A 13,434-nucleotide genomic window follows, 5' to 3' on the forward strand; every position below is an offset into this window, starting at 1 on the left:
GCCGGGGGAGGAAGCCTCAGTGCTCGCGGCGCGGAGCGGGCGGCAGCGCGGCCGGGAAATGACCCCCGGGGCCGGGCTGCCGCCCGTTCTGCTGCGGATAGTGGTGCTGGCCCGTCGCGTAGTACGGGGTGTGGTGCCGCGTCCCGTAGTACCCGGGCCCGAAGGCCGTGAAGCCCAGCTCCTCCTCGCCGCTGCGGTCGCCGGGCAGTGTCCGGAAGGACCGGCGGTACTCCGCGTACAGGGCGTCGTAGATCGGCGTGGCCGAGCGGCCCGACGCGTAGTCCTCCGAGGGACGCATCGACGGGATGTAGCTCGGGTACGGCTGGCGCCGTCCGGTGGCGGGGGCTGAGGTGGGGTCGTATGGGTGCACGTACGTGCCAACGACCCGGGCCCCCGACGGATGCGCCCTCGGCCTCGGCTTTTGCGAGACGTCAGCCGGGTGACCGGCGCGTTCGTCGGGGGCCCGGGGTGCGGGGCCGGCCGGCTCAGGTGCCCGCGAGCGGCATGGCGGCGGCGACCAGACGGCCGTTGGCCGCGGCCTTGTCGAGGGCGTCACGCAGCACGTCCTCGCGGGGCTGGCGGCCGATGGAGCCGGCGGGGGCGGCGAAGACGAGCACCGTGTGCGTCTTGTTGGCCGCCGCACGCCAGCCCTCGGTGACCACGAGCGGCTGGTGCGCCTGCCACCACGCGACCTGGGAGGGGGAGCCGCCGGTGCCGGGCTGGAGCACGGCGTGCAGCTGGCCCATGGCGAGCAGCACCGACCAGCCGGGCAGCGCGTGCGGCGGCTGGGTCAGCTCGGTGACCGGCATGAAACCCTGCTCGATGAGGAGCGGCAGGAAGTCGTCGCCGTCCGCCGTCACGGTGCCGGGACGGGAGATGGGGCCGGTCGGCTCGATGACGAGCGCGGGGTGCAGGTCGCCCGCGATCAGCACCAGGCCGCTGGTCACGCCGAGCACGGCCTGCGCCGCGCCGGCCTGGGCGGGCACGGAGGCGGCCGCCGCGTCGGGGGCGCCGGAGACGGCGCGCACGGCGCCCTGCAACTGGTCCTCGGCGACCTGGACCACCTGCGAGGGCAGGCAGCCGGCGTGGGCGAACGCGAGGACGGCGGTCTCCTCGCCCACGAACAGGACCGTGCTGGTGCGTTCCTGCCCGGCGTCACCGGGGGTCCGGCAGGACGTGCAGTCGTAACCGCCGGGGGTGTTCTCACCGGCGAGCAGCCGGTCGGCTTCGTCGTCGCCGATCTCGGCGCGTACGTCGTCACTCACGTCGAGCAAGCGCGGCACGGGGGCTCCTCTGGGTCGCATGCGTGCTGATGAAGGAACAACGGGCGATCCGCGGCCCGGGTCACGCCCACGACCGGACGGAATCCGCGCGGGGCCGGGCCGCGCGCGGTGCGCCGACCGGGTGGGGCCCGCGCGGCGCCCGCGGCGCGGCAGCGGAGGCGGTCGCGCGCCCCTGCTTAGCGTGGCCCGATGTACCTGATGCCTATGAAGCCGAAGTCGTACGGCCGGGCCGTGGTCCTCCTGGCCGGGCTGCTCGCCCTGGCCTGCCCGCCGGCCGTCGCGTCCGCAGCCCCGCCCCCCGCTTTCTTCGGGCCCGGGAACCCCGACACCGCGCCGTCCTCCGCGTGCGCGGACGAAGAGCGGCCGTGGTCCTGCATCGCCGAGTGCGAGAGCGGCGGGCGGTGGTCCGCCAACACCGGCAACTCCTACTACGGCGGACTCCAGTTCAAGCAGTCCACCTGGGAGGCGTACGGCGGCCTGAAGTACGCGCCGCGCGCCGACCTCGCCACCCGGGACGAGCAGATCAAGGTGGCCGAGAAGGTGCAGAGCGCGCAGGGCTGGGGCGCCTGGCCCGCCTGCGCGAAGCAGTACCGGCTCGCCGACCGCGGCCATGTCCCGCCGGGGCTGTTCGCGTAGCCTCCGCGCCCTACCGCACGCGGCCCGCGCCGCCCACCACCCGAAAGGCCTGTCTTCCGGGCGGCGGGTGGACGCGGGCCCACTCGAAGGAGCGATGGGAACCGGACGGCTGTTGACGTGGTCCACCGTCCTCACCAGCGACGTCGTCACGCTGATGGACAGAACGGCCAAAGGGTTCCCGCAGATGACTACCGATCAGGCAACTGTTCTGGAACAACATGATGATGAGGCACAACCCACGCCAGGGAATCCCTGTCTAACCATCCGGTAGGCGGAGCACCCGGGCCGTTCAGACCGAAAGCAGACCGTCCGGACCGGCCGCGAGGAATGGTGGGATACGGGGACGCATGCAGATTTCTTTCCTGATTCACAATGCGTACGGGATCGGAGGGACGATCCGCACTACGTACAACCTCGCCAACACCCTGGCCGAGCAGCACGACGTGGAGGTCGTCTCCGTCTTCCGCCACCGGGACGAGCCCGTCTTCGCGCCCGATCCCCGCGTGCGGCTGCGTCACCTCGTCGACCTGCGCCAGGACTCGGCCGGGTACGACGGCGACGACCCCGACTTCACGAAGGCCGCCGCCGTCTTCCCCCGGCAGGAGGGGCGCTACGACCAGTACAGCGCCCTCACCGACCGGCGCATCGCGGAGCACCTCTCCGGCGTCGACGCGGACGTCGTGGTCGGCACCCGGCCCGGCCTGAACGTGCACCTGGCGCGCCAGACCCGGCGCGGCCCGCTCCGCGTCGGCCAGGAGCACCTCACGCTGGACGCGCACTCCGCGGGGCTGCGCGGCCGGCTGCGCAGCGTCTACCCCCGGCTCGACGCGCTCACCACCACCACCGAGGCCGACGCCCGCGCCTACCGCGACCGGATGCGGCTGCCCGGGGTGCGCCTGGAGGCCATGCCCAACCCGGTGCCCGCGCCCGCCGTCGCTCCGGCCGACGGGAGCGGCAAGTGGGTCGTGGCCGCGGGCCGGCTCGCCCCCGTCAAGCGGTACGACCTGCTGATCAAGGCGTTCGACACGGTGCGCGCCGAGCGCCCCGACTGGCGGCTGCGGATCTACGGCGGCGGCAAGCAGAAGGAGAAGCTGCGCCGCCTCATCGACCAGCGCGGCCTGTACAACCACGTCTTCCTCATGGGCACCGCCCACCCCATCGAGCCCGAGTGGGCCAAGGGCTCGGTCGCGGCCGTGACGTCGACGTTCGAGTCGTTCGGCATGACCATCGTCGAGGCGATGCGGTGCGGGCTGCCCGTCGTCTCCACCGACTGCCCGCACGGCCCCGGTGAGATCATCGACAACGGTGTCGACGGACGCCTCGTCGAGGTCGGCAACACCGCCGCGATCGCCGGTGGCCTGCTCGAACTGATCAACGACGACGCGCTCCGGCAGCGGATGGCGGCGCAGGCGCTGACGCACTCCGCGCGGTTCGACCCCGCCCGGATCGCCGAGCGCTACGAGGACCTCTTCGGCTCGCTCACCGGCCGGGGCGGCTCCGTCGGACTGCTGCACCGGGCGCGCGGATCGCTGCTGAGCGGCGCCTACGCCGTACGCGACGCGCTGAGACCGCTGGAGAAGGGGCGCACCGCATGACCACCACCCCGCTCGCCTCGCCCCGCACCGACCCCCCGTCCGACGACAGGACCGTCCGCATGGCACCCCGCGCCGACTGCATCGCCGACTCCGCCGGCGGGCTCACCTTCGACGTCCTGGACCGGAGCGGCCCCGCCCCGGCCCACCTCGTGCTGGTCGGCCGGGCGGACGGCGAGGAGGTGCGGCTGCCGCTCACCCCGGTGGGCGAGGGCCGCCTGCGCGCCACCCTGCCGATCAGTGTCGGCCTGCCCGAGGGGCGCTGGGACGCCTACGCCCAGGTCGCCGGCGGCGACCTGGTGCGCCTGATGCCGGGGGTGAACGACCTGCGCTCGCTGGTCGACCGCGCGCCCGGCGGATCGCGCGGCTACGTGGCCGTGCGCATCCCGTACGCGACCAAGCACGGCAACCTCACGGTCCGCAGCTGGCTGCGCACCCCGCACGCCGAGGCCGGCGAACTGCTCATCGTGGACGGTGAGTTGACCGTCCACGGCCGCGTCTACGGCACGGAGTTCACCGCCAAGGCGCAGGCCGAGATACGGGCCCGCGCCGCCTCGGGGCCGGTCCTGCGCGCCGAACTGGGTGTGAGCGGCGCCGAGTTCACCCTGCGCATCGGCTACGACGAGCTCTCCGAGGGGCGCTGGGACCTGTGGCTGCGGCCCGGCGGGGAGGACGGGCCCGAGGTGCGCCTGGCCCGGCTCCTGGACGACGTGGCCGACAAGAAGCCGATCTTCGCCTACCCGGCGAGCCGGGTCCGTGTCGCCGGGGGCGAGCTGGAGGCCGAGCCGTACTACACGGGCGACAACGACCTCGCGATCGTGGTGCGCCCCGCGCTGTAGCGCGCGCTCACTCGCCGACGTGGGCGTCGGTGTCCGCGTTATGAGCGGTGTGGGCGGTGCGGGCGCCGGACTCGACGGACGCGTGCGCCGCGAACCGCGGGTGGTGCAGGTCGAACGCCGGGGACTCCGAGCGGATCTTCGGCAGCGTCGTGAAGTTGTGCCGGGGCGGCGGGCACGAGGTGGCCCACTCCAGGGAGCGGCCGAAGCCCCAGGGGTCGTCCACCTCCACCTTCGCCCCGTATTTCGCCGTCTTCCAGAGGTTGTAGAGGAACGGCAGGGTGGACAGGCCGACCAGGAACGAGCCCACGGTCGACAGCGAGTTCAGGGCGGTGAACCCGTCGGCCGCGAGGTAGTCCGCGTACCGCCGTGGCATGCCCTCCGCGCCCAGCCAGTGCTGCACCAGGAACGTCAGGTGGAAGCCGACGAAGAGCGTCCAGAACTGGATCTTCCCGAGCCGCTCGTCGAGCAGCTTCCCGGTCAGTTTGGGCCACCAGAAGAAGAACCCGGCGAACGTGGCGAAGACGACCGTCCCGAACACCACGTAGTGGAAGTGCGCCACCACGAAGTACGTGTCCGAGACGTGGAAGTCCATCGGCGGCGAGGCCAGGATGACGCCGGTCAGGCCGCCGAACAGGAAGGTCACCAGGAAGCCGACCGACCAGAGCATCGGTGTCTCGAACGACAGCGAGCCCTTGAGCATCGTGCCGGTCCAGTTGAAGAACTTCACGCCGGTGGGCACCGCGATGAGGAAGGACATGAACGAGAAGAACGGCAGCAGCACACCGCCCGTCACGAACATGTGGTGCGCCCACACGACCACCGACAGGCCGGTGATCGCCATCGTGGCGCCGACCAGCATCGTGTAGCCCCAGATCGGCTTGCGGCTGAAGACCGGCAGGATCTCGCTGATGATGCCGAAGAAGGGCAGCGCGATGATGTAGACCTCGGGATGCCCGAAGAACCAGAAGAGGTGCTGCCACAGCAGCGCGCCCCCGAACCGGGCCTCGAAGACCACCGAGCCGAACCGCCGGTCCGCCTCCAGACAGAGCAGCGCGGCGGCCAGGACCGGGAAGGCGAGCAGCACGAGGATCGACGTGAAGAGCGTGTTCCAGGTGAAGATCGGCATCCGGAACATCGTCATGCCGGGCGCGCGCATCCCGATGATCGTGGTCAGGAAGTTCACCGACCCGAGGATCGTGCCGAACCCGGAGAGCGCGAGACCCATGATCCACATGTCGGCGCCGATGCCGGGGGAGCGGGTCAGGCTGTTCAGCGGCGCGTAGGCGAACCAGCCGAAGTCCGCCGCGCCGCCCGGCACCATGAGCGAGCCGAGCACGATCAGTCCGCCGAAGAGGAACAGCCAGTACGACAGCATGTTCAGGCGGGGGAACGCGACGTCGGGCGAGCCGATCTGCAGCGGCATGATCTCGTTGGCGAAGCCGGCGAAGGTCGGGGTCGCGAAGAGCAGCAGCATGATCGTGCCGTGCATCGTGAAGAGCTGGTTGTACTCCTCGTTGGAGACCAGCTGGAGCCCGGGGCGGGCGAGTTCGGCCCGCATCAGCAGCGCCATCAGGCCGCCGGCCAGGAAGAACGCGAACGCCGTGATCAGGTAGAGGTGGCCGATCTTCTTGTGGTCGGTGGTGGTCAGCCACTCCACGACCACCCGGCCCGGCTGCCGTTCCCGGGCCGGTCCCACCGCCGGTGGCCCGGCCTGCACACCGGTCGTCCCCATCGCTTACCCCCTCGCTGCCGACGCGTCCCGGGCCTGCTGTCGAACACCGCCATGATGCTCGCGTCACGCACGTCGCGACAGGGGGCGGAGCCCTGCGCGGGACCCGGTGGGCAATTCCCGGACGGGTACAACTCGCCCGGCGCGCGGCGGGATTCGCCATGGGCGGGAAATCGGGAATGGCCCCGTCGGCACCTTTTCCGGACCGGTCCGGCGGCTTGCGTACGGTCCCGCGGAATTGCCCGCACGCCCGCCGGGGGAGCCCGCATAAGAAGAGCGTAAGAAGTCGGGAACCGCCCGATCGTGTGAGGAAGTTCGACAGAAACAACTGTCGTGATCTTGTGACGAAAGCGTGACCGTACCAACCCGTGGCGGGCTTGCGCGGGCGGCCCTGGCGCCGCCCGCGCCGACCGCCTACGGTGGCGGTATGGCACCCGTTCCGACCCCGCCCGCAGAGCCCCAGGACACCCCCGACGCGTACGTCGGACTCGCCGCCGAGCCGGCCGAACGGCAGGCGCGCGGCCGTGGCTGGTCGACCGTCCGGCAGCTGCCGCCGGGCGCGATCATCACGATGGAGTACCGCACGGGGAGGCTGAACTTCGAGGTCACCGACGGCACGGTGACGCGGTGCTGGAAGGGCTGAGCGACACGGAAGGGCCCCGGACCTCCTGAGAGGTTCCGGGGCCCTTCCGCTGCGCGGGCTGGTTGTGCGTACCGTGCCCGCTGGTCCTGGGGTGGGGTCAGGCTCTAGGCGCGCTGCGGGTCGGTGGTGGCGGCCCGCGCCGCGTTCCGGGCGGTCGCCGGGCGTCTGCTGCCCGCCGGGCTGACCGGCGTGCGCTCGCCGCGCGGGGTGTGCGGACCCGGCGCGAGCAGCGCGGAGGGGCGGCTGGTGGGGCGCGCGGCCCCGACCGGCTCGCGGGTCCTCGGGCCGTCCTCGGCGGGGACCGGGGTCCGGGCCGGGGTGGACGCGGCGGCCGGGGCGGGGGCGGCCAGGCCGGTGCGCCGGGTGCGCCAGCGGGTGCGCTGGTCGAGGACCAGGCCCTCGACGCGGGCGACCAGCGGCTCGAACCAGGGCAGCGCGAGCAGGATGAGCAGGCCCGCGGCCCAGCCGAGGAGGACGTCGCTCAGCCAGTGCGTACCGAGGTAGACGGTGGTCAGGCCGACGCTCAGGGAGATCACCGCGGAGACCGCGGAGAGCCAGCGCCTGGCGCGCGGGGTGGAGGCCAGGTAGGCGAGGATTCCCCAGGTCACCACGGCGTTGGCGGTGTGTCCCGACGGAAATATATCGCCGTTCTGCCACATCTCGTTCGAGCCGATGAGGGTCGCGTAGTGCGGGCCGGCGCGGCCCATGCCGAGCTTGGCGGCGCCCACCGTCACGTTCAGCAGGAGGAGTGCGGTACCGAACATCAGCAGGGGGCGCAGGGTGTGCTGGCGCCACGAGCGCCAGCCCAGCCACGCCATCACCATGACGGCGGTCGGGCCGCGCTGGCCGAGCACCACCCAGTAGTCGAGGAAGGCGTGGATCTGCGGCCACTGCTGGTAGGGGCGGAAGAACATGACCTGCCAGTCGAAGGCGACCAGCCACGACGTGGTCAGGACCGCCACCACGATCGCGAGGTAGAAGGAGAGCGTCAGCCCGAGGAGCACGGCGCGGTGCCGGCTCATCCTGGGCATGTCCAGGTTGGCCGGCCGTTCGGGCTCGCGGTCGAGCCGGGCGAAGACCCGCTCGATGCGCCGGGTCAGGTTTCGTTCGGTACGCACCCAATCGACGCTACAGCGGGCGCGCGGCGGACCAGCACGAAACAGAGGCTTTGTGATGACGATGTGATGTGGGATTCCTCTCAGAAGTCCCTTTGTTCCCGGCATTCCGTTTACCGGCCGCGGAAGCCCTCCGTTATTCGCCGATCGTTTCCCGTCTCTCGTTATGGCGCGCTTATAAATGCGTTCACCGCGTGCTGGCACGGAATTCTCCGTCCGGTCATCGGGCCCGCGATGATCGATCAGAGGCGGCCGGAACCGGTCATGGCGGGCCGGAACCGTTCAGCCAGAACGCCCCGTAGACCGCCGAGACCAGCGCCAGACTGCCGAGCGACCACGCCGACCTGCTGGTACGCCACCGGGCGAGCGCCACCGCGACCGGGAGCAGCAGCGGGAACGCGGGCAGCAGCAGCCGCGGTTTCGATCCGAAGTACCCCGAAGCACACAGGGCAAGCACCATGACGAACCCGGTGTAGACCAGCAGCGGCACCGGCTGGCGCTGCCGCACCCCGCTCACGTAGAGCCAGATCAGCAGCGCCACCCCGATGATCAGGCCCACCCCGGCGAGCGCGCCCCAGGGCGAGGCGAACCTGTCGCCGATGAACCGGGCGAAGGCGGCGCCGCCGTCGAAGCCGTTGCCCCACTGGCCCTGCACGTCCAGGTAGCCGAAGAGGCCGCCGCCGGTGCGGTGCCCGACCCACAGCACGTACGCCGCGGCGCCCACCGGCGCGAGCAGCACGCCGAGCAGCAGCCGCCACGGGGCCCGGCGCTCGCGCGCGATCCACAGCGCGGCCGCCACCCAGAGCGCCGCCACGACGGCCGCACCGATCGGCCGGGTCAGTCCGGCGAGCGAGGCCAGCAGCCCCGCGCTCACCCACTGCCGCCGCAGGACCGCGTAGAGACCCCAGGCCGCGAGGGCCGTGAAGAGGGCCTCGCTGTACGCCATCGACGCCACGACGCCGATGGGCAGCGCCCCCCACAGGACGGCCAGGCAGACCCCGGCCCGGCGCCCGTACACCTGGTCACCGACGGCGAAGATCCCCCAGGCCGCCGCCAAGGAGGCCAGCGCGCTCACCAGCAGGCCGGCGTCGGCGTAGGAGAGCGGCAGGACCGCGGCCCCGGCCCGCTCCAGCCACGGCAGCAGCGGGAAGAACGCCAGGTTCGAGTGGACGCTGCCGTCCGGCAGCGTCACCGACCAGCCGTACCCGTGTGCGGCGACCCGGGTGTACCAGAGGGAGTCCCAGCGCGCGCTCAGCAGCGTGTGCGGACTCTTGCCCGCGGCGGCGCTCCAGACGGCGAGCGCCAGCAGGCCGAGGGCGCGCACCCCCGCGTAGCCGAGCAGCACGGGCAGGGCCCGGCGCGGGATGGGCCGCCGATGCGGATCTTCGTCGTTCACGGCCCCGATTATCGACGCCGTCGCAGCCCGGCCGGTCCGCCGCCCCTGTCAGGCGAGTGGCGCACACCACACGGCTCCGGGCGCATCGTGAGAGGTCCGCCACGTGTCAGTGGCCTGAACTCGCGTACGCTGACGGCTCACTCGCCTTTCGCAGCGGGGCCGGGAGGCCGCTCCTCCCGGGCCGAAGACCGCGGGCATCCCCGGCCCGCGGATCCGCCGGACGCGAGGACCACTGGGAGGTACGCACATGTCCGGGACGAGCACGGCCGCCGGACGCCTGCGCGATCGAGTGGCGGCCGCCCGCACCCGCACCAACCGCTGGGTCGTCCTCGTGGTGCTCTGCACCAGCCTGCTGCTGGTCGCCCTCGACTCGACGATCCTCTACGTCGCCCTGCCCTCGGTCACCGAGGAGCTGCGGCCCACCTCCGTCGAGCTGCTCTGGATCGGCGACGCCTATCCGCTGATCTGCGCCTCGCTGCTGATCCTCTTCGGCACCCTCGGCGACCGCGTCGGCCGCAGACGGATCCTGCTGCTCGGCTACGCCCTGTTCGGCGCGGCCTCCGCGCTGGCCGTCCTCGCCGACTCCGCGCAGGTGCTGATCCTGGCCCGCGCCCTGCTCGGCATCGGCGGCGCGATGATCATGCCCGCGACCCTGTCGATCCTGCGGGACGTCTTCCCCGACCGGCGCGAGCGGGCCGTCGCCATCGGCGTGTGGACCGCGGTCGCCGCGGTCGGCGCCGCCACCGGACCCGTCCTCGGCGGTTTCCTCGTCGAGCACTTCTGGTGGGGCTCCGTCTTCCTCATCAACATCCCGCTGATGGCGGTCATGCTGCCGCTCTGCCGGATCCTCGTGCCCGAGTCCAGGGGGCGCGCGGACGGCCCCTGGGACCTGTTCGGCGCGCTGGTCGCCGCGCTCGGCGTGCTCGGTGTCGTCTACGGCATCAAGGAGCTCGGCATCGGCCGCGATCCGCTCGACGCGGCCGCGGTGGTGCCGTTCCTCGCGGGCGTCGCACTCCTCGTGCTCTTCGTCCGCAGGCAGCGCAGGCGCGAGCATCCGCTGATCGACATGCGGCTGTTCTCCCGCGCCGCGTTCTCCACCTCGGTCGGCTGCATAGTCATCGCGATGCTGGCGCTCGTCGGGCTCGAACTGATCGCCGTCCAGTACCTGCAACTCGTGCTGCGGATGACCCCGCTGGAGACGGGCCTGCGGATGCTGCCGCTGACGTTCGCGGCGATGGTCGCGGGGGTCATCGGCTCCGCGACGCTGCGCCGGATCGGGCCGCGCGCCATGGTCAGCTGCGGCTTCACGCTCACCGCCTGCGCCGTGCTGCTGCTGTGCCTGATGGGCGAGCAGGACCGGCCCTGGCTGCTCGGCACCGGGTTCGTCCTGCTCGGCTTCGGCTTCCAGTCCACCCTGTTCGGCGCCTACGAGTCGATGCTCACCGAGGCACCGGCCGACGACGCCGGGGGCGCGGCCGCGATCGGCGAGACCTCGTACCAGCTCGGCGCGGGCATGGGCATCGCGCTGCTCGGTTCCGTGATGAACGCGGCCTACGCGCCCCGGCTCACCCACGTCACCGGGGTCCCCGGCACGGCGAGCGGCGCGGCCGGGCATTCGCTGGGGGAGGCCTACCAGGTCGCGGCGCGGCTCGGCGGCGGCGCGGGGGCGGCGCTGCGGGAGGCCGCGCGGGCGGCGTTCGTGCACGGGCTGCACGTGACGCTGGTCGTCAGTGCGGTGCTGCTGTTCCTCGGTGCGGGGGCCGCGCTGCGGCTGCCGCGGCGGATGGAGTGCGAGGCGCCCGCGGCGGGCGGCGCGGAATCGGAGTCCCTCCCGGCCCGGTCGTCGGTCGGCTGATCCACCGTGCTGGTGCGCCCGGCCCGCGGCCGCGCGCGTCCGCCCTCCCACCCGCCCGGAACCCCGGGTCACCCATGGCGGGAAGGGCGCCGGGCGTCCACCCGGGACCCCTGTCCCGAGCGGAGCGCCTCAGCTCTGGTTGAAGAAACCGTCCGGCTGGGTCCGGGCCTCACGCCCCGAGACGATCTGCGTGTCCGCGGGGGTCAGCAGGAAGACCCGGGTGGCGACCCGGTCGATCGAACCGCGCAGGCCGAAGATGAGTCCCGCCGCGAAGTCCACCACGCGCTTGGCGTCGGCGGGCTCCATCGCCGTCAGGTTCATGATGACCGGGACACCGTCCCGGAACATCTCGCCGATCCGCCGCGCGTCCCGGAAGCTGTCCGGAGTCACGGTGCCGATGCGGCGGCCCTCCTCCTCGGCCTCCTCCGCGGCGACCTTCACCCGCGGGTCCGTCACCCAGGCGGCCGCGCTCGCGGCGGGCTCGGGGCCCTCGTCGTAATCGTCGTCGTAGTAACGCTCGTCATCGTTGTCGTCGACGAGGCCAAGCCAGGCACTCGCCTTGCGCACCGATCCCATGGACGCCTCCTCTCACACCGGTTCCTCTGCGTTCTGTATCCCCATCGTCGTCCATGATGCTGATGCGGCGCCAAGTGGATAGTCGCCGCGCGGGGTTTTCGTGACGGGACTGGTGCACAGTCAACACGGTGTCCTCCCGGTATTCCCAAGGGTCATGCGGGTAAAGCCTGCTGACAGTGAGTGAAATATGATTGTTCGTGGCATTTGGGTGAGGTGAGGGGCGTACGGGTGAACGAAGGGGCCTTTCGGGGGGTCGCTACGATGCGATCGTCCCGGTCCGGGCGGATCGACACAGCGTGTCGACTTGTTGACGGGCCGTCATCCGGCGTACGGGGGAGTCGCCTTGTTCGGAATCGTCCGGCCCTGCGGTCATCGGCTCGGTGAGGGGCTGCGCGCCCAGTGGACGGCCCACCTCTGCGGGCTCTGCCTGGCGCTGCGCGGGGACCATGGGCAGTTCGCCCGGGTCGTCACCAACTACGACGGCCTGCTCGTCTCCGTCCTGACGGAGGCTCAGTCGCAGCGGCCCGGGGACCGCCGCCGGCAGGCCGGCCCCTGCCCGCTGCGCGGGATGCGGACCGCGTCCGTCGCGCGGGGCGAGGGCGCGCGGCTGGCCGCCGCCGTCTCGCTGGTCCTCGCCTCGGCGAAGGTGCGCGACCATGTCGACGACCGGGACGGCGCGTTCGCCCGCCGCCCGGTGGCCGCCGCCGCACGGCGGGTCGCCGCGCGCTGGAGCCGGGCCGGGGCCGAGACGGGGTCCGCGGTCGGCTTCGACACGGCCGTGCTCGTCGACGCCGTCGCACGGCAGCCGGGCGTCGAGGCGCAGGCCAGGCCCGGCACCTCCGTGCTGACCGTCACCGAGCCGACCGAGACCGCGACCGCCGCGGCGTTCGCGCACACCGCGGTGCTCGCCGGGCGGCCGGGCAACGCGCGGCCGCTCGCCGAGGCCGGGCGGCTCTTCGGCCGGCTCGCCCACCTCCTGGACGCCGTCGAGGACCGGGCCGCCGACGCCGCCGCCGGGGCCTGGAACCCGCTGACCGCCACCGGGACCGGCCTCGCCGAGGCGCGGCGGCTCGCGGACGACGCCGTGCGCGGGGTCCGGCTCGCGCTGCGCGAGACCGACCTCACCGACGGGAAGCTGGCGCATCTGCTGCTCGCGCACGAGCTGGGACGGTCGGTGGACCGGGCGTTCGGCGCGCATGCCGCTGCCGCGTCCACGCCCCAGCGGGGTGGTGTGCCCGAGGGGTGGGTGCCGACCGGGGCGCCCGGTGGTCCGTATGCGCCGGCCGGCTCGGGGGCGTACGCCTCCGGCAATCCCTATGGGGGTGGGCCCGGTGGAGTCGGCGGGCCCGGCGGGCCCGGCGGGCCCGGTGGGCCCGGCGGGCATGGCGGGAGCGGGAGCGGGAGCGGGGGCGGGGGAGGCGGATTCTGGGGTGGGCCGTCCGTCCCGCCGCCCAAGCCCGGCAAGCGGGGGCTGCTCGCCGGGTGCGCCGTCGCGGTCGGTCTCTGCTGCACCTGCAAGGTGTGCTGCGCGGACGAGTTCGAGGGGCCCTGGTCCCGGAAGAAGCGGGAAGGGCTTTGCAGCAGCTGTGGGGACTGTGACTGCTCTTGTTGTGAGGCGTGTGAGTGCTGTGAGTGCTGCTCCTGTTGTGACTGTGGGGTGTGAGGTGCGGGGTGCGGGGTGCGTAGTGCGGGGTGCATGGTGCGGGGCGCGGAGGCGGGGGTGGGGGAGCGTGTGCCCGGCTGGGGGTGTGGGCGGGTGACGGTGCGTCG

At 72.8% G+C, this 13,434-nt stretch carries 12 protein-coding genes; 6 read left to right on the top strand and 6 right to left on the bottom strand.

Translation table 11 applies throughout. The annotated features are described in order from the left end of the window. Positions 1-16: 16 nt before the first annotated feature. A complete protein-coding gene (locus ACIBW6_RS29745; RefSeq protein WP_399064965.1) occupies positions 17-298 on the bottom strand; it encodes a hypothetical protein in 282 nt (93 codons plus the stop codon). 187 nt (positions 299-485) lie between these two features. Then, on the bottom strand, positions 486-1,283 hold the full coding sequence (locus ACIBW6_RS29750; RefSeq protein ID WP_399064967.1) for a hypothetical protein: 798 nt from the start codon (positions 1,281-1,283) through the stop codon (positions 486-488). A 189-nt stretch (positions 1,284-1,472) separates the two neighbouring features. On the opposite strand from ACIBW6_RS29750, the gene ACIBW6_RS29755 reads away from it, so the two are divergent. The 3 genes from ACIBW6_RS29755 to ACIBW6_RS29765 all read left to right on the top strand — a co-directional run bounded on the left by ACIBW6_RS29755 (position 1,473) and on the right by ACIBW6_RS29765 (position 4,350). After that, positions 1,473-1,919 carry a transglycosylase family protein gene (locus tag ACIBW6_RS29755; RefSeq protein ID WP_399064969.1) on the top strand — a complete coding sequence of 149 codons (447 nt, stop codon included), beginning with the start codon at positions 1,473-1,475 and terminating at the stop codon, positions 1,917-1,919. Between the two features lie 347 nt (positions 1,920-2,266). Beyond that, positions 2,267-3,514, top strand: a complete 1,248-nt coding sequence (locus ACIBW6_RS29760) for a glycosyltransferase family 4 protein (RefSeq protein WP_399064971.1) — start codon at positions 2,267-2,269, stop codon at positions 3,512-3,514. 59 nt (positions 3,515-3,573) lie between these two features. Continuing rightward, positions 3,574-4,350: a hypothetical protein gene (locus tag ACIBW6_RS29765; protein WP_399065180.1), complete on the top strand. Its 777-nt coding sequence runs from the start codon at positions 3,574-3,576 to the stop codon at positions 4,348-4,350. A gap of 7 nt (positions 4,351-4,357) precedes the next feature. On the opposite strand, the gene ctaD is transcribed toward ACIBW6_RS29765, so the two are convergent. Beyond that, positions 4,358-6,082: a cytochrome c oxidase subunit I gene (gene ctaD, locus ACIBW6_RS29770; RefSeq protein ID WP_399064973.1), complete on the bottom strand. Its 1,725-nt coding sequence runs from the start codon at positions 6,080-6,082 to the stop codon at positions 4,358-4,360. Positions 6,083-6,506: 424 nt separating this feature from the next. Between ctaD and ACIBW6_RS29775 the strand changes: the two genes are divergently transcribed. Further along, positions 6,507-6,722, top strand: a complete 216-nt coding sequence (locus ACIBW6_RS29775) for an I78 family peptidase inhibitor (protein ID WP_399064975.1) — start codon at positions 6,507-6,509, stop codon at positions 6,720-6,722. Positions 6,723-6,826: 104 nt separating this feature from the next. Here the strand turns inward: ACIBW6_RS29775 and ACIBW6_RS29780 are convergent, their stop codons facing one another. Beyond that, positions 6,827-7,840: a phosphatase PAP2 family protein gene (locus ACIBW6_RS29780; protein WP_399064977.1), complete on the bottom strand. Its 1,014-nt coding sequence runs from the start codon at positions 7,838-7,840 to the stop codon at positions 6,827-6,829. 259 nt (positions 7,841-8,099) lie between these two features. After that, the gene (locus ACIBW6_RS29785; RefSeq protein WP_399064979.1) at positions 8,100-9,233 is read right to left on the bottom strand and encodes a hypothetical protein; all 1,134 of its coding nucleotides are present in this window, start codon (positions 9,231-9,233) and stop codon (positions 8,100-8,102) included. A 247-nt stretch (positions 9,234-9,480) separates the two neighbouring features. On the opposite strand from ACIBW6_RS29785, the gene ACIBW6_RS29790 reads away from it, so the two are divergent. Next, a complete protein-coding gene (locus tag ACIBW6_RS29790) occupies positions 9,481-11,088 on the top strand; it encodes an MFS transporter (RefSeq protein ID WP_399064980.1) in 1,608 nt (535 codons plus the stop codon). A 129-nt stretch (positions 11,089-11,217) separates the two neighbouring features. Here the strand turns inward: ACIBW6_RS29790 and ACIBW6_RS29795 are convergent, their stop codons facing one another. Further along, positions 11,218-11,664 (bottom strand): cell division protein SepF, encoded by a 447-nt coding sequence (locus ACIBW6_RS29795; protein ID WP_399064982.1) that lies wholly within the window; start codon positions 11,662-11,664, stop codon positions 11,218-11,220. A 343-nt stretch (positions 11,665-12,007) separates the two neighbouring features. On the opposite strand from ACIBW6_RS29795, the gene ACIBW6_RS29800 reads away from it, so the two are divergent. Continuing rightward, positions 12,008-13,327 (top strand): DUF5685 family protein, encoded by a 1,320-nt coding sequence (locus ACIBW6_RS29800; RefSeq protein WP_399064984.1) that lies wholly within the window; start codon positions 12,008-12,010, stop codon positions 13,325-13,327. Positions 13,328-13,434: the final 107 nt, after the last annotated feature.

This window comes from Streptomyces sp. NPDC049813, from assembly GCF_044465085.1.
GTDB lineage: Bacteria > Actinomycetota > Actinomycetes > Streptomycetales > Streptomycetaceae > Streptomyces.